Consider the following 22,427-nt stretch of genomic DNA (forward strand, 5'->3'; position numbering starts at 1 on the left):
GTCCGCGGTGACGTTGGCGGCTGCGGCGAGCTCTGCCGGCGGGGCGAAGCGCCGCTCCTCCTTGAGCAGGTTGGCCAGGCTCTCGTTGCTCAACGGTTCTCTCCTCGTGGTGATGCGGGTCCGGACGGCGCCGGGATGGTGCGGTGGTTCGGGGACGCGGTGGTTCGGTACTGCGGTGGTTCGGTACTGCGGTGGTTCGTCGTGCAGTGGTTCGGTCGTGGCGTGTTCGGCGGTGCGGTGGGCACTCGGTACGGGTGCGGTGGGCACTCGGTACGGGAGGCTCCGCAAAGCGGTGGTTCTCGGTGCGGTGGTTCTCGGTGCGCGGACGACGCCGCGTCGACCGACGGAGGCGGATCCGGGCCCACCGCACGGAACAGCCGGGCAGCACGCCACCGGCCACGGCCAACCTAGGCCGGGTACCGCCGCCGGGACATGACGGCCGGTACCGAAAGGTCTGGCCCGGCCACCCGGTGTCGAAGCCCGCCGCTGGTCCCCACCGTCAGCCCCCGCCCGTCGATCCCCGTTGATCCCCCCGGACCCCCGGGCCCCCGGGCCCCCGGGCCCCCGGCCCCCGCGATGACAGGACGCTTACGCGCCGATGACACGCGCGCGCGAGAATCGGCGGGCGAGCGGCCGGCCGCTCAGGTTCCACCCCGCGGGGCTTCCCTCCCCCGGTCCCGACACCTGTCGGCCGGGGCCGCGGATCGCTTCGACGACGGACAGTCCTGATGCACATGGCAGCGATACCCACGGTGATCGATCTCGCGGGAGCGGGCAGCCGCCCCGCCCTGCACGGACGGGAACGCGAGTCGCACGCGCTGCGGGAACTGCTCGCGGCCCCCGGCGAGGGCTGTGTCTCCGTGCTGCTCCGCGGCGACTGGGGCATCGGGAAGACGGCGCTGCTGCGCGAGGTGCTGTCCCGGGCCCGCCGGCAGCAGGACGTCCTCGTGCTGTCGGCCTCGGTCGACCCGCTGGAGCGGGAGGCGCCGTTCGCCATGGTCCGTCAGCTCTTCGAGAGCCCCGGCGCCCCGCCCGGTCCCGATCTGCCCGCTGCCGCACCGACGGCGACGATGACGATGACGAGAACAGCGACCACAGCGACCACAGCAACAACAGCAACAACAGCGGCGACGGCCACAGAGGCGGAGGCAGCGCTGCTCAGCGCGTCCTACCGGCACGTAGCCCGGCTCGCCGGGCACGGCCGTCTGGTGCTGGCCGTCGACGACCTCCAGCGGGCCGACCCCGGCTCCCTGCGCTGGCTGCGCTACCTGCTGTGCCGCGGCGCCGACCTGCCCCTGGTCGTGCTCGCCGTGCTCGGCGAGGAGGGAACTCACCCGAACGCCGGAGCCCTCGCCGACGTCCTGCCGCTGTTCGGCCACCGGGTGACGCTGGGCGCCCTGGGCGAGGAGGCGGTCGGGGCGCTGGCCGAGGAGTCCCTCGGCCGGCCCGCCGACCGCTCCATGGCGGCCGCCTGCCGCGAGGCGACCGGCGGCAATCCGCTTCTGCTCCGGGCCGTCCTGCGCGGGCTCCGCGAGGCCGGGCAGCACGACCCCGGGGCGTCCTTGGCCACACGGATCGCCGAGCACGTCCCGGCCGACCTGGGCCCGGCCGTCCTCGCCCGGACGGCGGCGCTCGCGCCGCACGCGGCGGCCACCGTCGCGGCCGTCGCCGTTCTCGGTGGCGAGCCGGGCACCGACCTGCTGGCCGAGGTGACCGGGCTCACCGAACCCGAGGTCGAGGACGCCGTGCACGGGCTCGTCCGGTCCGGCTGTCTGCAGCGGACCGGTGCCGGCACCGAGTCCCGAACCGGTACCGACTCCGAGCCCGGTCCCGGATCCGATTCCGGGTCCGATTCCGGGTCCGATCCCGAGCCCGAGGCCGGGTCCGGGGTCGCTGCCGGTCCCCGGGCCGGGGTGGCCTTCCGGTTCGAGGCCGTCGCCGCCGCCGTCGCGTCCACCGTCCTGCCCAGCCGGCGGATGGACCTCCACGCCCGGGCGGCCCGGTTCCTGCACGCGCACGGTGCCCCGGCCGAACGGATCGCCGCCCACCTCCTGCCCGGGCCGCCGGGCGAGCCGTGGGCGTCGCGGGTGCTGGCCCTGGCCGCCGAGCGAGCGGGCGAACGGGGCAATCCGGCGCGGGCCGCGGCCTACGTGCGGCGCGCCCTGCGGGAGGACGTGCCCGGGGAGGAGCTCGCCGGGCTGCTGGGCACGCTGGGGCGGCTGGAGCTCGCCTCCAGCGTCCCGGTGGCGGTGCGCAGCCTGGAGCACAGCCTGCGGCTGTGCCGGGAACCGGGCGAACGGGCCGAGGTGGCCCGCAGGCTGGCCGGCGCGCTGCTCGCCCTGGACCGCCACCCCGACGCCGTGGAGGTGCTGCGGCAGGCCGGTGAGCAGATCCGGGAGGAGGACCCCGACCAGGCGATGCGGCTGGAGATCGACCGCCTCCACATCGACCTGACGAACGCGGCCAATGGGCCGCAGACCGTACGGCGGCTGCTGGAGCTGAACGTCCTCGACACCGGAGACCCCAGGGTCCGGCGGCCGCTGGCGGCGCTGCTGAGCCTGCGCGAAGCCATGGTCGGCCGCTGTCCGCAGGAGGTGGTGACCCTCGCCGAACTGGCCCTGGGCCAGGGGGCCGACCCGCTGTCCGACGAGTCCGTCGTCTACTACGACGCCCTGATCGCCCTACGGGCCGCCGGGCGGACGGAGGCGGCGCTGGAGCTCGCCGACGCCGCCGTGGACCGGGCGCACGCCCGCGGCTCCGTCCTCGGACGGGTCCAGGCGCTCAGCGTACGGGCGCACATGGCGGCCCGTCTGGGGCGCCTGACGGAGAGCCACGCGGATGCGCGGTCGGCACTGGCGGAGCTGCGGGGGATCGGCATCGGGCCCGCGCACAGCTTCGCCGTCTTCGCGACGACGACCGCGATGGACTCCCTGGTGCGGCGGGGCCGGGCCGACGACGCCGAGCTGCTGCTGACCCGCGCCGGTCTGGACGGCACACTGAGCCCCAACTGGGTCAACGACCACGTGCTGATGGTGCGCGGACGCCTGCGGGTGGCCCAGGGCCGGTTGGAGGAGGCCTTGGCCGACTTCCTGCACTGCGGCAAGCGGGCCTACGCCCGGGGCATGGCCGGACCGGCCTTCCACTCCTGGCGTTCCGAGGCCGCGCTGGTGCAGGCCGCGCTGCGGCGCGGCGCGGGCGCCCGCTCACTGGCCGCCGAGGAGGTCCGGCTCGCCCGGCTGTGGGGCGTCCCGGAGACAGTGGGCACGGCCCTGCACGGCATGGGACTCGTCGTCGGCGGCCCGGAGGGGCTGGAACTGCTCCGCGAGGCCGTCGCGCTCCTGGAACGGTCACCCGCGCGCCTGCGGCACGCCCAGGCGCTGGCCGACTGCGGGATCCTGGCCCGCAAGGCCGGCCGGCTGCCCGAGGCGCGCGGCTTCCTGCAGCGGGCCGCCAGCCTCGCCGACGAGTGCGGCGCGACCGTGCTCGGCGACCTGGTCCTCGCCGAACTCCGGGCGGTCGGGGACCGCCCGCGCACCCGGACCTTCCACGGGGTCGCCGCCCTCACCCCCTCCGAGCGGCGCGTCGCCGACCTCGCCGCCCTCGGCCTGACCAACCGTGAGATCGCCCAGCGCCTCTTCGTCGGCCTGCGCACCGTCGAGGTCCACCTCACGAACGTCTACGGCAAACTCGCCATCGACGGCCGCAGCGGACTGACGGCCGCGCTGGCGGGCTCCGGGGAGCAGCCCGCCCCTACGGTCCTCGGCCCCTGCCCGGGCACACCCCGGGGACTTCCCCGGCCGGCGGGTGTCTAGGCCGGCGGGTGTCCCGGGCGGCGGGTGTCCCGGTCGGCGGGTGTCCAGGTCGGAGGTGCGGCAACGCCGGCAACGCCGGGGCCGCCGGGGCCGCCGGATCAACCCTCGGCCGGCGCCGCCCCGCCCGTGGCCCGGGCCAGCAGGGCGCGCGCCCGTTCCTCGCCCGGGGCGTCACCGAGCCTTACGGCGGCGGCCAGTGCCAGGGCCGCGAAGTCCTCGGCCTCGCCCGGACGGTCCGTACCGGCGAGGGCGGCCGCGCGGGAGAGCAGGGTGCGGGCGTGCTGGGTGCGCAGTCCGCGTGCCTCGCACAGTTCGAGGGCGGCCCGGTACTCCGTGCGCGCCTCGTCGTGGCGGCCGAGGGCGGCCAGTGCTTCGGCGAGGGACCGCTGGGCGACGACGACACCGGCCGGGCTCTCGGCCTCGCGGCAGCCGTCGAGCGCGTCGCGGGCGGCTTCCAGTGCCTCGTCGGGCCGGCCGAGGGCGAGGTGGGCCGGGGCGAGTTCGAGGGCGCAGCGGGCGGCCATGCTGATGTCCCCGGCCGCGCGGGAGAGGTCGCGGGCGCGGCGGTTGTGGGTCAGGGCCTCGGTGAGGCCGTCCGGGCGGCTGCCCGCCACCAGCCCCCTGACGTGCAGCATCCGGTGGGACATGTCGGGGCCGGGCGGGGACGGCGCCTCGTGGGCGCGGCGGGCCAGGGTCCGCGCCTGTTCGTGGCGACCGGTGTGCGCGCAGGCGACGGCCGCCACCGCGCAGCCGTACATGACGGCCGCGCGGTCGCCGTGGCGCTCGCCGGCTTCGGTCAGTGTGCGGGCGGCGGCGTCCAGGGCGGGCCAGGGCACGGACAGGTCGGGGTAGCCGGTGAGCAGCGCCAGCAGGCCGGCGAGCGTTGCCGTGTCCTCGGCGCTCACCGGCCGGTAGGGGTGGTCGAGGATCTGGGCGGCGACCGCGAGGATCGCCGGGAGCTCGTTGATCACCCACTGCTGGGCGCGGGCCTCGTCGGTGAACGCCGGACCCGTGGAGCCGGTGGTCGGGTCGACGGCACGGCGCAGGCGGCTGTGCGGCCACTCCGCGTGGACGGCGGCGGCCGTCCCGGCGAGGTGGAAGCGGGCGATCCGGCTGAGCACGCCCTGGCGCTCCGGCGAGGTGTCGGCCTCCAGCGTGCGGTGCCGGGCGAACAGGCGCAGCAGGTCGTGGTAGCGGTAGCGACCGGGTTCGGCGGGTTCCAGCAGTCCGGCGTGGGCGAGTTCGTCGAGCACCGCCTCGGCCGCGCGCGGGCCGCACTCCAGGACGGCCGCGGCGGCGGCCACGGACAGGTCGGGGACCTCGGGGATCGCAAGCAGGCGGAAGGCGCGGGCATGGTCGGGTTCCAGCGCCGAGTAGCCGAGGTCGAAGACCGGTTCCACGGCGAGGCTGCCGGTCTCCAGTTCGCCCAGCCGCCATCGCCGGTCCTCCAGCCGCTCCGCGAGGAACACCGTGCTCCAGCGCGGCCGGGCGGCCAGGCGGCTGCCGATGATGCGGACGGCCAGGGGCAGCATGCCGCTGGCGCGCACCAGGTCACGGGTGGCGTCCGGATCCCGGCGGCACCGCTCGGCGCCGGCGAGCCGCTCCAGCAGACCGGTCGCCTCCGCTTCGCTGAGCGGCTCCAGCGCGGTGCGGCCGGTCGTCGGCAGACAGGCCAGCGGCGCCCGGCTGGTGATCAGGACGGCGCACCCGGGCGTGCCCGGCAGCAGGGGGCTGACCTGTTCGGTCCCGGCCGCGTTGTCGAGGAGGACGAGGAGGGTGCGGCCGGCCAGCCGCGAACGGTAGAGCGCGGTGCGCTCGGCGCGGTCCGCAGGGATGTGCTCGGAGGCGACGCCCAGCGCGCGCAGGAACACCTCCTGGACGTCGTACGGATCGGCGGCCTCGGCACCGGCGCCCCGCAGGTCGGCGTACAGCTGGCCGTCGGGGAACCGCTCGCGCGCGGTGTGGGCCGCGTGCACGGCGAGGGTGGTCTTGCCGACGCCGCCCATCCCGTGGACCGTCCAGACGGTCGGTGCGGTCGGTGCGGTCGGTGCAGTCGGTGCAGTCGGTGCGGTCGGTGCGGCCGATACGGTCCGGGGCTCGTGTCCGCCGCCGCCCAGGGCCCGCAGCAGCGCCGCGACGTCCTCCGTACGGGCAGTGAAGTCCGGTACGTCAGGTGGGAGTTGGGCCGGACGAGGCCAGATCCGCCGGTCGCCCTCGACCGGCCGTGTACCCGACTCGCGACCCTCCCCACCGACCGAACCGGCTCCACCGACGGGACCGCCCCCACCGACGGGACCGAGCGGGCCGACCGCACCCAGCGCACCCACCGAACTCACCGACCCCGCCGCCCCGGCAGCCCCGGCCAGGTCCGCGTCCAACGCCGGATCGGCGGTCAGGATCCGCTGGTGCAGACGCGCCAGGCCCGCCCCGGGATCGACCCCCAGCTCCTCGGTGAGCACCGCCCGGGCCCCGGCGAAGGCCGCCAGGGCCTCCCCCTGCCGGCCGCACCGGTACAGCGCCAGCATCTGCAGTTCCCGCAGGCGCTCACGCAGCGGGTGCTCGTCCGCGAGTGCGGTGAGCTCCGCGACCGCCGGGGCGTGCCGGCCCAGGCGCAGCTCCAGCTCCAGCCGCGCCTCCGTCAGCGCCAGCCGGTACTCCGTCAGCCGGTCGCGGTGCCGCTGCGCGCCGTCGCCCGGGACACCGGTCAGTGGCACCCCCTGCCACAGGCCGAGCGCCCGGCCGGTCAGCCGCAGCGCCGCCTCCGCCTCGCCACGCGCCTCGGCGGCCTCCGCCTCGGCCCGCAGCCGCTGCGCCTCGGCGAGGTCCAGCGCCCCGTCCTCCAGGTGCAGCGCGTAGCCGCCGGCCCGCGAGAGCAGGGCCCTCGGGGTGGACGGCTCCGGTTCCAGGGCGGCACGCAGCCGCGAGACGTGGTTGCGCAGGGCCGCCGGGGCGCTGGCCGACGGCTCCGCGCCCCACACGTCCCGCACCAGGTCCTCAGCGGTGGCGACCCTGCCGGAGCGCAGCGCCAGGGCCGCCAGGACGGCGCGCCGCTGCGCCGGGCCGGTGTCCAGCTCCCGTTCGCCGCGCCACGCGCGGAGCGGCCCCAGTACCGCGATCCGCAGTCCGCCCATGTCCTCGCTCCACCGTTCCGTACTGCCCCGTCCACGGTGCCGGCCGGGGCAGCGGGTGGCCGACGCGCCGGGCGGCCCGGCCGCAGCGAGCCCCCATTGTCCCCCACCGGAGTGGCGCCCGGCCCCGGGTGCTCACGGTGCCGGGGCCCAAAGCCTTCGGTGCGCCCCGTCGTGCCCCGCGGCCCGGACGGTTCGTAGCGTCACCACGAGGCCTGCTCCCCGCAGACCGGAACCCGACCGGCCGGCGCACGCCGGCACCGAGGAGGAGAGCAGCGGATGGCCCTGCGCAAGTCGACGATGGTGAAACAGGTGGCGGAGGCGGTCGCCCGGGACCTCCCGGGCGAGCAGCCGGTGGCCACCGTGGGCGTCCTGCGCGGGGGCAGCCCGTACCGGTACGCACTGATCGGCGTCTTCGACAACAACGACTGCTTCGTCACCCTCACCGACCGCTCGCTGGCCTTCCACGACGTCGACCCGATCCGGGTGCGCCCGCAGGGCCTGGCCCACCGCGTCCCGCTCCCGGACGTGGCCAGGCGGCTCGTCCCCCTCCGGCGCGGCCTGCTGTGGAGCCACTTCGGCTTCGTGCTGCCCGGCGACCGCAACGCGACCCGCCTGAACGTCTGCCGGGCCTGGTACCCCGAACTCAACCGCCTCCTCGACGCCCTGGCCTGACCGGCCCCGCCCGGACCGGACCGGACCGGACCAGGTGGCCTCTTCACGCGGCCGCCGTACCGACGGTCAGTGCCTCCCCGACGGCAGCGCTCGTTCCGGACTCCTCGCTGGAGGCGGCCCCTCCGCCGTCTCCGTCCCCGTCCCCTCCACCACAGCCACGGCGGAGGCGAACGCCTCCGCGTTCGCTTCGAGGTGGCCCACCTTCGTGGTGCCGGTGAGGACCACCGCGCACCGGAAGGAAGCCGTGTGGTAGGCGAAGGGGTTGCCGGTACCGGCAACCCCACCGGAGGCCATCGGCCGGTCGAGCACGGGCAGGTGGGAGCGCTCCGCTTCGGCGAAGACGGCACCGAAGCCGGTGTGGGCGGCGTTCGCCGGGAACTGGACAGTGTCGAAGACCCGGATGCCCAACTCGATCGCCCGGTCCAGCAGCGCCCTGGCCTGCTCGACCGGGCACCTGGCGGCATCCGGGGTCGGCCAGGGACGGCCGATGCCGATCAGGCCGAGACCGAGTTCGACCCCGTGGACCCGGCCGGTCGTCGTCCCGTTCATCACCTGCTCCGCGGGTGGTAGGCCAGCTGGCGCTCGACGGGTGCTGCGGCGAGGTCACCAAGGCCGTTCATGACGTCTCCGGCCGCGAGCCGGATGCCCCGGGCGAGCCCGGTTCCCTTGAGCACGGCACCACGGAGATCGGGAGGGTCGGGGCCGGTGAAGTCATCGCCTCCGGCCGGCTGGACGCTCTGCGCGGAGATGGCGCCGGAACCACCACCGTTCCCCGCTGACGCCCCCACGCCCGATCCCCCACCCCCTCGACCTCACCCCTGCGGCGAAGCCCGCCTGGAGCACGGGTGTCGATGCGGCACACCGGAGGCCACCCTACGTAAGGGGCCGAATTCCGCAGCCCGGTCGAGGGCACCGACGACTACCTCGTCTACACGCGCTGGCGTGACGAGGAGTCGTTCCAGGCCTGGATGGAGGGTCCGATGAAGTCGGCCCACCAGAACGGTGGTGAGGGTGAGGCTCTCAAGCGTCCCGCCGCCTGCGGCTCCACCCTCTGGTCCTTCGACGTCGTCCAGTCAGCCGGCCCCAAGAACGCCTGAGTCTGCTCGGTCACTGCTCCTTCTCTTCCTTCGGGCCCTTCCCCTGACGGGGCAGGGCCCGAAGTGCTGGCTCAGCCGCCCGCGATGAGGGAGAGGTGAGCGGCGGCTGACTGGGACAGGCTGTCGAGGAGGGCCTTGCCCTTCGCCGCCGTTCCGAGGGACGGATGTCCGATGATGCCGTTCTTCGTGTAGCCGGCCATTCCGAGCGTGAGGAGGTACGGGCGCTCCGGAGCGGAGTGGTCGTCCTGCGCGATTCCCTCGCGGATGAGCTCCGGGGCGCCGTGCCGGACCACCCCGGAACCTTGGCGGGAGAGCGGTGGTCCGGTGGGTCGGAACCCGATGCCGATGGTATCGGGCTCCTCGGCATGTCTGTGCACGGATGGCCGGTTCGATTCTTGACCAGGGGAGTTGAAGAACAGTCGGACGGGGACGACGACTTCGGTGCGGCCGGATGCCATGATCACGGCCCGGTTTCCGCCGGACGGTGCCGGGCCGCATCCGCCTGCGGCTCGGCACCGTGCTCAGGTGAACGGCAGCAGCAGCACCGGTGCCGAGGTGGGGTGCGGCGATCCGCCCGCGGGTTCCACCGTGACGCCGATGCCCACCGCCCCGTCCAGCGGTCCGGACAGCAGTCGTGCGCCGTTCCCGCCGGGGAGCAGTCCGGCGGGGCGCATGGTGCCGGAGTCGTTGAACCACAGTTGGTAGGTGGTGCCGGCGGCCGGCGCCGGCAGGCCGGAGGCGAGGAAGGCGGCCTGGCCTCGGCTGTGGGACCACACCGCGGTGCCCACGCCGCCGGCGGCACCCCCGGAGGTACTGCCGGTGGTCGTCCGGGCGTCGGGTGCGGTCAGCAGGTCGGTGACCCGGTCCTGCTGGACCTGGAGGGCGGCTGCCCGGGCCCTGGCCTGGTCGGCCCGGTGGTGCTGCTGGACGGCGATACCGCCGGCCGAGGCCGCGAGGGCCAGGCAGGCGGCCAGCGCCAGTTTCGTCCACCGGGGTGCCCGTCGCCCGGGGCGGGACGGCCCCTGTCCGGGGGCGGGCGTGGTGTGCGGGGCTTCCTGGCGGATGGTCGGCAGGGCCGCCATCACGTTCGCCTTCAGGGTCTGCGGCGGCACCTCCGACTGCGCGGTGCCGAGTTTGGCCAGGGTCGCCGCGAACTCGGCCACCTCCTGGGCACAGGACGGGCAGCCGGCCAGGTGGCGTTCGAACTCGGCGTTCTCGTCGGGGTCGAGGGCGTGCGCGGCGTACGCGCCGGTCAGGGTGTGCGGGTCTGTGACGTTCATGCTCCCACCCCCAGGCAGTCGCGCAGCCGGATCAGCCCGTCGCGCATGCGGGTCTTGATCGTGCCCAGCGGGACGCCGAGAACCTCGGCGACCTGCGGGTAGGTGTACCCGCGGTAGTACGCGAGCGTCAGCGACTCCCGCTGCAGTTCGGTCAGCATCCTCATGCACCGCCGGACCTGCTCGCGTTCCAGCCTGCTCTCGACCTGCTCGGCGACCTCGTCGAACGCCGGGGTGTGGGAGGCCCCGGCGGCGCGCCGGTCCCGGTCGGCCGCGGCCTGCGCCGACCGGACTCGGTCCACGGCGCGCCGGTGGGCGATGGTCAGCACCCACGGCATCACCTCGCCGCGTTCGGCCCGGTAGCGGGCCGCGGTGCGCCACACCTCCAGCAGCACCTCCTGGGCGACCTCCTCGGACTGCGCCGGATCCCGCAGGACCCGCCGCACCAGCCCCAGCACCGGTCCGGCCACCGCGTCGTACAGCCGTGAGAACGCGTCCTGGTCCCCCAGGGCAACCCGGGTGAGGAGTTCCTTCAGGTCCGGGCCCGGACGGGCAGGGCCGGACAGGTGGACGACGGCGTTCATCCGACCACTCCGTCGGCACGGCGGGCGGGCGGTGGGCCCCACGAACGGACGGCGGACATCACGGGCCTCCCCACGACCCACGGCCGGGACACGGGGTTCCCGCCGGGGCCAACAGAACCAGCTGACATCCCGCATTCGGAGCCGCTCACGGACCGGATTGCCCGCCGTTTCCGCTCTTTTCGCGCCACCGATCCGCCCGGGTGCGGAGTGCGAATCCCTGGTGGGACGAGCGGTTCACGTCCGGGAGCGCACCGGCCGGGCCCATGTCGTTCGAATGCGTACTGCCCGGGTGTGCCGCCCCGCTCCACGTGCGGCGCCGAACGGACCGCGGAGATCCCCCGCACGGACCGATCGCCACGAATGAACGATCACCACGAAGACCGATCATCACCAAGACCGATCGCCGGAAGGACCGATCGTCATGAAAGTCAGACTCCTCGCACCCGTCCTGACCGCCCTCCTGCCCGGCGTCGGCGCACTGCCGGCCGCCGCCCACGGCGGACCCGGCACCGATGACGGCCCGCAGGCCGCCGGTGCCTTCGCCGCCTCGCCGTACCTGTCGCCGCAGCACTCCCGGTTCACCCTCGCGATCCTGCTGCCGGTGCCGGACAACCACGTCGCCGGGCCGGAACCGCCACCGTCGTACTCAACAGCGACGACACCGCCAGGGTCACGGTGAACGCCGGCGGGCTGCTCGACGGCGCCCCCCACGCCATGCACATCCACGTCAAGGGCGGCGGCGAGTGCCCCACCGCGGACGCCGCCACGCTCCACAACGGCCACCCCGCGATCAGCACCACCGACGGCCTGCCCGCCTACGGGCCGATCGGCACCTCCCTGACCACCACCGGCGACACCAGCCCGGCCAGCGCCCTGGCCGTCGACCGCTTCCCCTCCACCGGGACGTTCCACTACTCCCGCACCATCCAGCTCACCAGCGTCGTCGCCCAGCAGGTCCGGGCGGACAACGCCGTCGTGGTGATCCACGGGATCGACTACAACCACAACGGCAGGTACGACGGCGTCCTCGGGCCCAGCGAGCTGAACCCCGCGCTGCCCCAGGAAGCCACCGCCCCCGCCCTGTGCGGCGCGCTCGACTGACCACCTCCCTCCCCCAGCCGGTCTCCCGCCGCACCGGCGGCGGTCGGACACCGGTGGGCGGTCCCGCCGCCGCGCTGCACGGCGGGACCGCCCGTTCGCCTGTCGGCCCGTCGGCCCCCTCCGCCCGCGTTCCCTCCCGTCCGACCGTCCGTGCGTTCGCGCGTTCGCGCGTTCGAGGACTGCCACTCCTGCGGGTGAAGTGGAAATCCCACCCATCCGGGCCCCGGGAGCCGACGAATCGGGGCTGTGAGTACCGACCCGACACCGACCCCACCGCCATTCGGCCGACGCCCTGCCCGCCGTAGCCGCCCGACCCGCCGCACCCGCCGCGCGCAGGCCGGAGCGGTCACGGCGGCGCCCCCGCCGGTCACGGCGGCCGGGCCGACCGTCACGGCGGCACTGGCCGCGGCGGCCGGAGTGGCCGCGGCCGTGGCCGCGCTCGGGGCGGGCGAACTGGTCGCCGCCCTCACCGGCCCTGACACCGCGCCGGTCCTCGCGGTCGGCTCGGCGGCGATCGACCTGACGCCGACTCCGCTCAAGGAGTACGCCGTCCGCACGTTCGGGACCAGCGACAAGACGGTGCTGCTCGGCGGGATCCACCTGACGATGGCCCTGCTCGCCGCACTGGCCGGGCTGCTGGCCGCCCGTCGACCGGCCGTCGGCGCGGGTGTCTTCGCCCTGTTCGGCGGGCTGGGCACCTGGGCCGCCCTGTCCCGTCCCGGTGCCGGGCCCGCGGACGCCGCACCGGCGCTGGTGGCCGGCCTGGTCGGCGTGGCCACCGTCCGGTGGCTGACACAGAGGCTGCGCGCCGCCACGGCGGCGGCGCCGGAAGCGGCGCCCGAAGCGGAGCCGGACGCGGCGGCGGCGCCGGTTACGGCTACGGCTACGGCTACGGCGGCGGATGCAGCCGTACCGGCCGAGGAACCGCCCGCCCCGCAGGGCCCCGGCCGCCGGTCCGTGCTGGCCGCCACCGGCGGGACGATCGCCGTCGGCGCGCTCGGCGGTGTCGTCGGCCGCACACTGTCGGACCGCCGCTACGACGTCACCGCCGCCCGCGACGCCGTCCGCGTCCCCCCGGCCGCCCGACCGCTGCCGCCACTGCCCGTTCCGGTCCACCCCAAGGTCGCGGGCCTGTCCCCGTTCGTCACACCGACCGCGGACTTCTACCGGGTGGACACCGCCCTCACGCTCCCCCGGATCGACCCGCGCCGCTGGGCCCTGCGCATCCGCGGGATGGTCGACCACCCGCTCCTCCTCACGTTCGACGACCTGCTGCACGAGCCCCTGGAGGAGCTGGACCACACGCTGACCTGCGTCTCCAACGAGGTCGGCGGGCCGTACGTCGGCACCACGCGCTGGCTCGGCGCCTCTCTCCCGGCGCTGCTGCGCCGGGCAGGTGTGCGTCCCGGAGCGGACCAGCTGGTCGGCCGGTCCCAGGACGGGATGACGATCGGCACCCCGCTGGCGTCGGTGCTCGACGGCCGGCGCGCGTTGCTGGCGGTCGCGATGGACGGTGAGGCGCTTCCCGTCGCCCACGGCTTCCCCTGCCGCAGCGTCGTCCCCGGCTTCTACGGCTACACCTCGGCCACCAAGTGGCTCGTCGACCTGGACGTCACCACCGTCGCCGCCTTCGACCCGTACTGGGTGCGCCGGGGCTGGGACCGTACGGGCGAGGTGCGCACCGCCTCGCGCATCGAGGTGCCGGCCCCGTTCGCCCGGGTCCGCGCCGGTGACGTCGCCGTGGCCGGCACCGCCTGGGCGACCCACCGTGGCGTCGCCGCCGTCGAGGTCCGGGTCGACGGCGGTCCCTGGCAGGAGGCGCTGCTCGCCGCCGATGCCGGACCGGACCTGTGGCGGCAGTGGACCCACACCTGGACCGGGGCCACACCCGGCACCCACCGGATCGAGGTCCGGGCCACCGACGCCACCAGCGCCGTCCAGACGGAGGTGCGGGCCGCCCCCTTCCCGTCCGGCGCCACCGGCTGGCACAGCACGGTCGTGACCGTGACGTCCTGACGCATCACCCCGTGACCCGCTTCATGCCCGACCCGTGACGCCCCCCGACTGTCACCCCCTGACCCCCTGCCCCCGACCCTCACATCCGAGACCCCGGCCGGCCCGACCGACGGACCGGCCGTCACACCCCTGCCAAGGAGAACACCGACATGACCGTCACCCACCGCCGCCGCCACACCGCCGCCGCCCTGTTCGTCGCCACGGCACTCACCCTCGGCCTGGGCGCCTGCGGCAGCAACGGCTCCGGCTCCTCGTCCACCGCCGCGGCGCCCGCCGCCTCCTCGTCCGCATCCGTCGCCGCAGCCCCGGCAACTGCCGCTGCCGCTGCCGGAACGGCGACCGGCGCCGCCCTGAGCGGACAGCCGTTCGGCGCGGCCTGCACCGCCGTGCCCAAGGACGGCGCCGGGTCCTTCACCGGCATGGCCAAGGACCCGGTCGCCACCGCCGCCTCCAACAACCCGCTGCTGTCGACCCTGGTGACCGCCGTCAAGCAGGCCGGTCTCGTCGACACCCTCAACTCCGCCCAGAACATCACCGTGTTCGCGCCCACCAACGACGCCTTCGCCAAGATCCCCAAGGCCACCCTGGACGCCGTCCTCGCCGACAAGGACAAGCTCACCAAGATCCTCACCTACCACGTCGTCCCGCAGCGCCTCGACCCCACCGCCCTCACCGGCGCCCACAAGACCCTCGCGGGCGACAACCTCACCGTCACCGGCTCCGGACAGGACTTCACCGTCAACGGCAACGCCAAGGTCCTGTGCGGCGACGTCCAGACCGCGAACGCCACCGTCCACATCGTCGACACCGTCCTGATGCCCGCTTCCTGACACCTCTCCGGCCCCGCCCACGTGCCGCGGGCCGCCCTGCCGACAGGCGTCCGACACGACGCCCGACAGGGCGGCCCGCGGCACGGCAGCGACCGGAGCGACCGAGACACCGGGATCCGCCGGCCCAGCGACCGGAGCGACCGGAGCGACCGAGGCCGCCGATCAGGCCGACGTAGCGACAGCAGCAACCACCGCAGCAGCCGGCTGAGTGGTTCGGCTCACTGCCGACTCGTGTGGATCTTCCCATGACGGGGCGTCATCAAATTGCTACCCCAACAGATCGGAGGCAGCCCTGTGCCACGCAAGCCCCGCCCGCCGTGCTCGGTACCCGGCTGTCCTGAGCTGACGACTGGTCGCGCGGGAGACGACCAGTCAAGGGATTCTCGGGCTGGTCGAGTGGACGCACGACCCGGGCTCGGGACTCTGGCGAGTGCACGACACCCCTTGGACCGTCTGTGACTCTGGGCGACACCGCCCCGGCGGTCCCGGTGATCTGGTGGTGGCAGCATGAGCGCGTGGAGCCGTGAACGGCACTTCATCCTGAGCCGTGACGACCAGGGCGACGCCTACGACACGGCGTTCCGCCTCGGCGCCGTACTGGCCCGCGCCAGGATCACCGAGCGGTACGGAATGCAAGTCCAGCGCATCCCCGTCCGGCGAGCCGAGCCCGGATGGGGCGTGTACCTGGTCGACCGCATGGCGGACCAGCCGACCCCGGCGGGGCTGTCGCTGGTGACCACGGTCCGGCACACGCATGCCCTGGTGGTCGAGCTGGTCGCCCTCGCCGCGTAGGCACGACGAAGCCCCGCAGCCCTCGGAAACGGGTGGCGGGGCCCTGGGCGGTTCCCGCGGTTCAGTGAATCGGGTGCCCGTCGCTCAGGTATCGAGCGTGCCCGTCGGCCAATGCCGCGAAGGCAGCGTCATAGCGGTTGTGCAAGCGAGGGCGTAGCAGGGGGCGAGCGTCACCAGGGTCCATCAAGGCCAGTTCTGACAACTCATCGTCGTGTGGCCTGAGTTGGGCCACCTGTTCGGTTGAAAGCTCGCCGCCGTGAAGGATGAAAGCAAGCTGATCATCCCACGGGCCGTGCGGCGGAACCCACTCAACCACCAGGAGTCGGCCGGGAGTGAGATGAAGTCCTAGTTCCTCGCGGACCTCTCGCCGACCCGCGTCCTCGGGGGATTCGTTGGCTTCGACCATGCCGCCCGGCAGATCCCAATCAGGCTTATAGCTGGGGTTGACGACCAGTACGCGGCCCTGCGGGTCGCGGATGATCAAGTCAACTGCGACTCGCTTGCGAGCCTGCTTGGCGTTGCCCTCGGCGAGATAGGCGTTCCAAGCTTCCGGGTCGTCAGGTGTGGGCGGTGTCGTCAAGGCCGGTTCCTCCCCTTTGCTGCGGCATGATGTCGGCTAGCAGCAGCGCCCGTGTGCGGCGCTCATCATCGAATCGTGCCAGATACTCACAAACGGGGTGGTAGGTGGTGTGTTGGCTGAGCTGGGCCCGGAGTCCGTCCAGTTGATGTACCACCCGGACCGAGCCCATGGTTGGGCTGGTGGTGAGGAGTTCGACCCCGACGCCTACGGCAGCGTCTAGGTTGCCCTGCCGCACGTGCAGCGAGGCGAGCGTGATTCGGCTAAGGGCCAGGGAGCGGGCTCGACCTTCCTCGCGCAGACTGACTGCCTGCTCAGCGTACTTGAGCGCGGGACCGAGTTTCCCCAAGTCGCCAAAGATCAAAGCGGACTCGCTCGCCAACGTCGCGTGATCGAAGGGCGAGAGCCAAGGGTGTTCGTCGTCGGCGCCGAGGTCAAGGGACACCCCCGCCTGGTCGAGCGCGGCAGTCGCGGACGCATACTGTCCAGTTGCCGCGAGTGCACGGGCGTGCATCGTGTGCAGTCGCGCCATGAGACTGGGCAAGTGTGGCCCGGAGCGGGCAAGTTCAATTCCTAGCAGTGCCCAATGGGCTGCCTCCCGAGGGTCGCCCGTCTGTAGCGCAAGGTGACTGCTGCTGGCAGCGACGTGCGCGGCCAGGGGCAGGTCACCAGAGGTGCGGGCAAGCGGCAGCGCTTTCGAGAAGTGGGCAGCAGCCATCCGGTCCTGACCGGAGTCATGCGCCATCCAGCCGGCCATCTCGGTCAAGGCTGCGGCTGCGCCGAAGACCGCGGGGCCAGATGCTCCGTCAACCAGGCGGGGGGCGACGCTGTCCCGGAGGTGCCGCACCACTGCACTGTAAAGCCGACCGCCCCCGGCTTGCCTGTCCGCACTCCGAAAGGCGTCCATGGCCGAGAGATCGTCTGAATGGGCGAGTACTTCACCGAGCGGTGCGCGGTACGGCTCTGCTGGTGCGGTGGGTTCCCAGGGGCGCCGGGCCAGCCCCAATAGTTCACCCGGGATGTGGAAGGCATCGGCAATCTGCTCAAACATGATCAACTTCTCGACCCTGGTTCGGCCGTTCATGTAGTCGTACAGCCGACCTTGGCCGATGCCTGCTGCTGTAGCGATGCGCCGAGTGCTGACCCCGCGCGTGTTCAGCAACTTGAACAGCGCGCCCATGTCTCTCGCCCGGAGGATGGTCAACAGGCGCTCATCTCCAAGCAGCCCGGCGACAACCTCGCGCGGGCCGGGTGGCTGCTGTTCCACTGAATCGCTCCCCGTGACTACGTGCTCCGATCGTAGAGCCACTGGGAGTGCACAGACTCCAACTTGGAGTCACTGTCTCGGAGTCCCGTGCGGATCGGTAAGCGCCGTTGAATGTCGGTCAGTCGAAAGGCCGATACGAAGACGTGAGGCGCCACCGTGGGTGAATCGCATCTCTCCCGCCTGCACCGGGAGCAGCAGACGCACGCCGAGAACGCGTGCGCCGATCTCGGCGCGGCTGCCAGGGAAGCCGGATGCCCGCTCCCGGATCTTGTCGTGGTCCCGGTGGACCCGGCGACGGGCGTGGCGCGGGTGGATCTCGGGGTGGTCGAGCCAAAGGCGGCCGACCGGCTCGCCGAGATCATTCGGGCCGGGGTCGACACCCTCGCCGCCGAGGACCGTCCGGCGGAGCGAGCCGAGGCTACGGTGACGCCGCTGTGGATGCTGGGCAACGGTGATCCGGTGGTGGACATTGCGCGGGGCATGGTCGGCACCTACTCGGGGCCGGACGGCGAGCTGTGGCGGATCACCCCGTTGTCGGGCGGTGAGCCGTGGACGGCGGACCCCAACATCGTTCGGGGGGCCACGGTCAACGAGCGGGTCCGTACGGACATGGTGACCGATCGCCCCGTGAAGGCTGGGTGACTGTGGCGCTAGATGCACTCGCCCGCGATTTCGGCACTCGGCGACGCTTCCGTTTCCTCCTGTGGACGTTCGGTCCGGCCCCGGACCGGGACGAAGTCCACTTGGTCTACTGCGAGGGCGAAGACGAAGACGGTACGCCGTGCGGAGCGGACTCGGGCGAGCACGCCGACCGCGAGACGGCCGAGCTGTGGCCGTTCGAGCACGCGGCGGAGCGCCCGGAGCACCGGAGTTACGGGCACTTGGCCTACCGCCCGATGGTCACGGTTCCGAGGGAGGAGCCGACGTGATCCGCGAGACTCTGTTGACGGGGCTGCTGGCGCTCGGGGTCGGCGCCGGGCCGGCTTGCCTCGCGCTCGGCGTTTCCGTGGCGGACCCGGACGACGCGCGGAAGTGGGTGTGGTCGTTCGTCGCCCTGGCAGTCGCCATGATCGGCACCGTGTACGGCCCGGAATGGGTCGAGGGCAGGCGGCGCCGAAGACGCGCACAGGCCCGGGTCCGGGCGAGGCTCGACCGATCCGAGGCAGAGCAGCGGGCTCGGCTGTGATCGAAACCGGCGTTCTTCCGCATGTCCCGCCGGGCCTGCCATGGGCCCCAGGCTGGTGCTGGTCGTGCGGCATTGAGCGGGACGTGACCCCTATCGGGTCGGGCACGCTCGACGGAATCGACGTGGAGCTGTCCACGTGCCGATGGTGCCTCGCCCTGCTGCGGAACCGGCTCACCGAGGCCGGGCGCCGGAACGCCGTACGGACCCGAGCCGGCGAGCGGGCGCATCAGCTCGCCCGGTGGTCCCGCTTGCTCCGCCGACGGCGCCGCGCCGAGACGGGCCGACACCGAGCCCTGCCCACGAAGTAGTTCCCTGACTCCCGGCGGTGCCTGCGCTGCGCCGGGCTGCACAACCCCCGCCCCGGTGACGGGAAATGGACGGCTCGGACGACCCGGGCGGGGTACTCCGCACCACCAATGACCGCCCGCTCTGGTCGCCCTTCCGTGAACCGACCAGGGCGGGCCCCAAGACTCCCGTCCCGGCGGACGGGCATGCCGATCCACCGCCGGGGCGGGGCACCACCCGCAGTGCCACACGGTGCAGCGGTAGAACCGCCGGGCACGGCACCCGCCGTTCCCGTCGACAAGAGAGGAACGCACGTGAACGAGTCCGTGGAGTTCAACCCGGCGTCGCACCCGGGCCTGGAGTGGTCGGTGGCGTCGTACTCCCACCTGGACGACAAGGTGGAGTGCTTCGCGGTCGCCGACGCCGGTGACGGCCTGGTGGCGCTTGCCAACATCAACAACGACGGCGCCGTGATCACCGGAACCCCCGGTGAGCTGCGCAAGCTGCGCGACGCCTTCGCCGCCGGCCAGTACGACCACCTGATCGGCGCCTGACACACCAGCAAGTGAACGAGAGGCGACCGCCCCAATTCAGGTGGGGCGGTCGCCCCTCTTGCCCCACCCTACGAGAAGGGAGCGCCACCGTGCAGACTGCACTTTCAAGGCTGGTCACCGACCCGGACACCTTCCGGGACGCGTGGCCCTCGGTGCCCACGGTGTACGACCGTGATGCGGCGGACCTGCAACGGCTCGCCACCAGGGAAGCGGCCCGGGATATCCTCGCCGACCCCGATATCCGTCCGAGCGGGTTCGGCATGGTCCGTGACGGAGTGCTGACCGCCGAGCGGCCGTCCGCGGACCACCCGACCGACACCCTGGTTCTCAACGGCTTGCACCGGTCCTACCCGCCGATCATGGAGTTCTGCAAGGAACTGTCGTCCATGCTCGGCCACCCTGTGACGGGGAACTTCTACCTCACCCCGGCCGGGAAGGCACAGGGGTTCGGGTGGCACTGGGACTGTCATCACGTCTTCATCGCGCAAACCGAGGGCGCAAAGGACTGGCGACTGTTCGCCCCGACCTTCGTGAACCCGCTGGAGCACCACAACTGGTCCAAGATCGGGTTCTCTCCCGAGGACAAACTCCGGTTCGCCACGGACACCCCGGACTTCTCGGCCACACTGCGGGCCGGGCAGGTGCTGTTCATCCCGCGTGGGTGGGTGCACGCGGGACAGAGCGCCGAGGAACACAGCCTTCACATCACCTTCGGTGTGCAACTCCTGACGAAGCACTGGGCGTTGCGCAAGCTCTGGGAGCTGAGCGAGGACCGCGAGGCCCTGCGCGAGGCGCTTCCGCCGAACCTCGGTGGGCAGGACTTCACCAAGCTGGCCAGCGAACTGGTCGAGCTGTTCCGTGACTCGCTGGCCGAACTTCCGACCGATACGGTCGCTCTGAGGCTCCGCTCGGCACAGCGTCTCTCGGTGCTCGGCCAGGAACCCAAGTAGAGAGGCCGAGGACCGCTCAGCATGGCGCGACGACAGGCGACCGGGGGCAGGCACCGCCGAATGTGCCAGTGGATCGGCTGCCAGCGGTACGCGAACCTGCGGGATCTCGACACCGGCAAAGACTTCTGTCTCACCTGCGCCGTTGCCATGCTGAACGCCGCGGACGACCCGATCACTAACGTCCGAGAGTTCGACGGGTCTACCGAGTACGCCGAGGCCCTGCGGAACCGCCCGATCCTCGGTCTGTTCGGCTGGCCCGGCACTATCCCGCCGGACGACGCTGGCCGATAACCTCGGAGTGACGCCGTGCGAGAGGATCAGCAGTGCTCGAACCCGACGACGAAACCGTGACCGACTGGTACGACGCACGTGCCGACCGGGAGCGACCGCCGGGCACCCGAGACGCGTTGACCCTTGACCCGGAAGTCCGGCGGGGCCACCTGTTCCAAGACACGCCGCGCCTGGTGGTGGAGTGGGACGGGAAGGAGTGGCAGCCGGTAGGCGTGGCCGACACCTACGCCGACGCGTACCCCATGATCGTTCGGCGTGGTGACGACTTCGCCCCACCGCAGGATGACACCCCCGTTGCTCTACTGCGCAAGGGCAACGGGCGACACCGCAAGAGCTAGGGGCGATAAGCTCCGACTGGGACGCGGGCGTCAATATCAACAGACGATCCATGCCGGACCCGCACCCCTCGGCCCCATCCCGCTGGTGAACTCCGGCAGGGCGGGGCCTACTGCTCTCCGCGCTCGCTCGGGTGGGTCACGAAGCTGCCCATGCCGGTACGGGTGACCACCAAGCGAGCATCCCGAAGCGACGCGACCGCCTTGCGAACCGTCTTCCGGTCCACGCCGAATTCATCGGTCAACTCGACCTCGGACAACTTGTCGTCGGGCCGGAGCTTGCCGGTCGTGATCCTCGCCGCAACGGCCTCGGCAATCTGTTCCCACTTCGAGCGGGCGGGGCTGAACTCGAACACACCCTGACCGTAGCCGGGAGGGCCTACCAGGCATAGCCAGGGATGGCCATGGACAGGTTAAGTACCGTCGCCGATGGCATGGCGCATCGCGTCCCGGACGGCGAAGTGGGCGCGCGCGGCCTGCTCGGCGGCGGGTCCGTCGTCGGCGGCGGCCGTGGACAGCCGCCGGGAGGGGTTCCAACCGAGGTCCGCGAGGCCCGTGGTGTCGTCGCCGTCGTCGACCGGCAGGCACGGGCCGAGGGTGATGCCGGGCGCGGACAGGCGGTCGGCGACGGGCAGGCCGGCGAGCGCGGCGGCCCGGCGGACCGCGGCGACGACATCGGCCCCGACGCCGGACTCCTGCGGCCGGGCCCCGACCGGCGCCGCGGCGAGGCCGCCCAAGCCGACCGCCGGGGCGGGACCACTGACGCGGGAGACGCGGACCTCCCCACCTGCCGAACCGGGTACGACCTCGATGCCGAAGCCCGGTAGCAGCTCCGCCAGCGCGGTCCCCATGCTCGCGGTGACGACCCGGCGGGCGGAGGCCACCGGGTCCTCGGGCCCCTCCATCGCCGCGGCGGCCACCAGCCGGGGGCCGGGCTCCCAGTGCAGGGCGAGCAGGCCCGCGCAGTCGTCCGAGTCGTCCGACGGCCGCGCCGGCCCCAGCCGGACACCGGGCCCGTGCCCGCCGTGGGCGACGGACAGACCGGCCAGCAGCAGCGCCTCGGTGACCCGGTCGGCGAGCAGCGGGTCGACCCGGGCCCCGCCGTCCCCGCCCGGTGCAGGCGTCACACGAACATCTCGGCCGGCCAGTCGACCGGCATCGTGAAAGTCCTTTCAGGAAAAGGGATATGACATTCCATCATGTTCGTGACTACCCCCACGGGAGGGTCCTGCCGGCGCGTGACGGCCGCGCCGGGCGGACCGGGGCAGACCGGGTGGACCGGGTGGACCGGGGCAGACCAGGCAGACCACAGGGGTCACGATCCCGCTGCATCGACCGACGTGGCGTCATGTCATCGACCTACCGAGGAAATCGCGACACGAACCCAACAGAAGCGCGGACGAGGCGGGGTGGCCGGGGCTGCCGACACCCAGAGTGTTCGAAGAGGTCGAGCCGGGCGTTCCGGGTCCGGAATGACGGAACCAAGCCTCACCCAGGGCAGCCACTCCCACCCTCCTGGCGTGTCCGCGGCCATAAAGATTGCAGGTCAGAGGCCTGTTCACCGACCCCGGTCAGGTCTGGCATTCCCGCCACGGCAGCCCCACCACCCCCTCTCCGGGCTGCTGACCAGGCCGGCCACGCCCCCACGATGGCCGGTGCCTCCCACGGCC

At 73.2% G+C, this 22,427-nt stretch carries 23 protein-coding genes and 1 pseudogene; 14 read left to right on the forward strand and 10 right to left on the reverse strand.

The genetic code is table 11. The annotated features are described in order from the left end of the window. Positions 1-734: 734 nt before the first annotated feature. The gene (locus AB0D10_RS31865) at positions 735-3,812 is read left to right on the forward strand and encodes an AAA family ATPase (RefSeq protein ID WP_360262432.1); all 3,078 of its coding nucleotides are present in this window, start codon (positions 735-737) and stop codon (positions 3,810-3,812) included. Positions 3,813-3,910: 98 nt separating this feature from the next. Here AB0D10_RS31865 and AB0D10_RS31870 read toward each other — a convergent pair whose 3' ends face one another. Then, positions 3,911-6,943: a BTAD domain-containing putative transcriptional regulator gene (locus AB0D10_RS31870; RefSeq protein ID WP_360262433.1), complete on the reverse strand. Its 3,033-nt coding sequence runs from the start codon at positions 6,941-6,943 to the stop codon at positions 3,911-3,913. A gap of 276 nt (positions 6,944-7,219) precedes the next feature. On the opposite strand from AB0D10_RS31870, the gene AB0D10_RS31875 reads away from it, so the two are divergent. Further along, entirely contained in the window at positions 7,220-7,615 is a 396-nt protein-coding gene (locus tag AB0D10_RS31875; RefSeq protein WP_360262434.1) for a hypothetical protein, read from the forward strand. Between the two features lie 66 nt (positions 7,616-7,681). Here the strand turns inward: AB0D10_RS31875 and AB0D10_RS31880 are convergent, their stop codons facing one another. Together AB0D10_RS31880 and AB0D10_RS31885 are read right to left on the reverse strand one after the other, a co-directional pair. After that, positions 7,682-8,164, reverse strand: a complete 483-nt coding sequence (locus AB0D10_RS31880) for a hypothetical protein (protein ID WP_360262435.1) — start codon at positions 8,162-8,164, stop codon at positions 7,682-7,684. Beyond that, a complete protein-coding gene (locus AB0D10_RS31885; protein WP_360262436.1) occupies positions 8,164-8,289 on the reverse strand; it encodes a hypothetical protein in 126 nt (41 codons plus the stop codon). Before AB0D10_RS31885 ends, AB0D10_RS31880 begins: the two co-directional genes overlap by 1 nt. Positions 8,290-8,514: 225 nt before the next feature. Here AB0D10_RS31885 and AB0D10_RS31890 point away from each other — a divergent pair. Further along, positions 8,515-8,712 (forward strand): annotated as a pseudogene (locus AB0D10_RS31890) (antibiotic biosynthesis monooxygenase); the annotation flags it as partial. 71 nt (positions 8,713-8,783) lie between these two features. On the opposite strand, the gene AB0D10_RS31895 reads toward AB0D10_RS31890, so the two are convergent. The 3 genes from AB0D10_RS31895 to AB0D10_RS31905 all read right to left on the reverse strand — a co-directional run bounded on the left by AB0D10_RS31895 (position 8,784) and on the right by AB0D10_RS31905 (position 10,573). Next, complete coding sequence (locus AB0D10_RS31895; RefSeq protein WP_360262437.1) at positions 8,784-9,170, reverse strand: creatininase family protein; 387 nt, start codon at positions 9,168-9,170, stop codon at positions 8,784-8,786. A 63-nt stretch (positions 9,171-9,233) separates the two neighbouring features. Further along, positions 9,234-9,992: an anti-sigma factor gene (locus AB0D10_RS31900; RefSeq protein ID WP_360262438.1), complete on the reverse strand. Its 759-nt coding sequence runs from the start codon at positions 9,990-9,992 to the stop codon at positions 9,234-9,236. After that, complete coding sequence (locus AB0D10_RS31905; protein ID WP_360262439.1) at positions 9,989-10,573, reverse strand: sigma-70 family RNA polymerase sigma factor; 585 nt, start codon at positions 10,571-10,573, stop codon at positions 9,989-9,991. Before AB0D10_RS31905 ends, AB0D10_RS31900 begins: the two co-directional genes overlap by 4 nt. A 421-nt stretch (positions 10,574-10,994) precedes the next feature. On the opposite strand from AB0D10_RS31905, the gene AB0D10_RS31910 reads away from it, so the two are divergent. The 5 genes from AB0D10_RS31910 (at position 10,995) to AB0D10_RS31930 (ending at position 15,312) form a co-directional block, all read left to right on the forward strand. Continuing rightward, the gene (locus AB0D10_RS31910; protein ID WP_360262440.1) at positions 10,995-11,252 is read left to right on the forward strand and encodes a hypothetical protein; all 258 of its coding nucleotides are present in this window, start codon (positions 10,995-10,997) and stop codon (positions 11,250-11,252) included. Continuing rightward, positions 11,249-11,674: a hypothetical protein gene (locus tag AB0D10_RS31915; RefSeq protein ID WP_360262441.1), complete on the forward strand. Its 426-nt coding sequence runs from the start codon at positions 11,249-11,251 to the stop codon at positions 11,672-11,674. The genes AB0D10_RS31910 and AB0D10_RS31915 overlap by 4 nt, the downstream gene beginning before the upstream one ends. 246 nt (positions 11,675-11,920) lie before the next feature. Next, positions 11,921-13,690, forward strand: coding sequence for a molybdopterin-dependent oxidoreductase (locus AB0D10_RS31920; protein ID WP_360262442.1), 1,770 nt, complete (start codon positions 11,921-11,923; stop codon positions 13,688-13,690). A 149-nt stretch (positions 13,691-13,839) separates the two neighbouring features. Further along, on the forward strand, positions 13,840-14,520 hold the full coding sequence (locus AB0D10_RS31925; protein ID WP_360262443.1) for a fasciclin domain-containing protein: 681 nt from the start codon (positions 13,840-13,842) through the stop codon (positions 14,518-14,520). Positions 14,521-15,027: 507 nt separating this feature from the next. Continuing rightward, complete coding sequence (locus AB0D10_RS31930; RefSeq protein WP_360262444.1) at positions 15,028-15,312, forward strand: hypothetical protein; 285 nt, start codon at positions 15,028-15,030, stop codon at positions 15,310-15,312. A 61-nt stretch (positions 15,313-15,373) separates the two neighbouring features. Here AB0D10_RS31930 and AB0D10_RS31935 read toward each other — a convergent pair whose 3' ends face one another. Together AB0D10_RS31935 and AB0D10_RS31940 are read right to left on the reverse strand one after the other, a co-directional pair. Beyond that, a complete protein-coding gene (locus AB0D10_RS31935; RefSeq protein ID WP_360262445.1) occupies positions 15,374-15,892 on the reverse strand; it encodes an NUDIX hydrolase in 519 nt (172 codons plus the stop codon). After that, complete coding sequence (locus tag AB0D10_RS31940) at positions 15,870-17,156, reverse strand: XRE family transcriptional regulator (protein WP_360262446.1); 1,287 nt, start codon at positions 17,154-17,156, stop codon at positions 15,870-15,872. Before AB0D10_RS31940 ends, AB0D10_RS31935 begins: the two co-directional genes overlap by 23 nt. A 282-nt stretch (positions 17,157-17,438) precedes the next feature. On the opposite strand from AB0D10_RS31940, the gene AB0D10_RS31945 reads away from it, so the two are divergent. The 6 genes from AB0D10_RS31945 to AB0D10_RS31970 all read left to right on the forward strand — a co-directional run bounded on the left by AB0D10_RS31945 (position 17,439) and on the right by AB0D10_RS31970 (position 20,760). Then, a complete protein-coding gene (locus AB0D10_RS31945) occupies positions 17,439-17,798 on the forward strand; it encodes a hypothetical protein (protein ID WP_360262447.1) in 360 nt (119 codons plus the stop codon). A gap of 283 nt (positions 17,799-18,081) precedes the next feature. Then, complete coding sequence (locus AB0D10_RS31950) at positions 18,082-18,342, forward strand: hypothetical protein (RefSeq protein WP_360262448.1); 261 nt, start codon at positions 18,082-18,084, stop codon at positions 18,340-18,342. A gap of 599 nt (positions 18,343-18,941) precedes the next feature. After that, the gene (locus AB0D10_RS31955) at positions 18,942-19,181 is read left to right on the forward strand and encodes a hypothetical protein (protein ID WP_360262449.1); all 240 of its coding nucleotides are present in this window, start codon (positions 18,942-18,944) and stop codon (positions 19,179-19,181) included. Between the two features lie 89 nt (positions 19,182-19,270). After that, complete coding sequence (locus AB0D10_RS31960) at positions 19,271-20,131, forward strand: cupin domain-containing protein (protein WP_360262450.1); 861 nt, start codon at positions 19,271-19,273, stop codon at positions 20,129-20,131. 21 nt (positions 20,132-20,152) lie between these two features. Beyond that, the gene (locus AB0D10_RS31965) at positions 20,153-20,422 is read left to right on the forward strand and encodes a hypothetical protein (protein ID WP_360262451.1); all 270 of its coding nucleotides are present in this window, start codon (positions 20,153-20,155) and stop codon (positions 20,420-20,422) included. A gap of 32 nt (positions 20,423-20,454) precedes the next feature. Continuing rightward, complete coding sequence (locus AB0D10_RS31970; protein WP_360262452.1) at positions 20,455-20,760, forward strand: DUF6087 family protein; 306 nt, start codon at positions 20,455-20,457, stop codon at positions 20,758-20,760. Between the two features lie 107 nt (positions 20,761-20,867). Here the strand turns inward: AB0D10_RS31970 and AB0D10_RS31975 are convergent, their stop codons facing one another. Together AB0D10_RS31975 and AB0D10_RS31980 are read right to left on the reverse strand one after the other, a co-directional pair. Beyond that, a complete protein-coding gene (locus AB0D10_RS31975; RefSeq protein WP_360262453.1) occupies positions 20,868-21,113 on the reverse strand; it encodes a winged helix-turn-helix domain-containing protein in 246 nt (81 codons plus the stop codon). Between the two features lie 57 nt (positions 21,114-21,170). Next, positions 21,171-21,884 carry a hypothetical protein gene (locus tag AB0D10_RS31980; RefSeq protein ID WP_360262454.1) on the reverse strand — a complete coding sequence of 238 codons (714 nt, stop codon included), beginning with the start codon at positions 21,882-21,884 and terminating at the stop codon, positions 21,171-21,173. Positions 21,885-22,427 lie beyond the last annotated feature (543 nt).

Origin of the sequence: Kitasatospora sp. NPDC048545 (assembly GCF_040651155.1) — a bacterium.
GTDB lineage: Bacteria > Actinomycetota > Actinomycetes > Streptomycetales > Streptomycetaceae > Kitasatospora.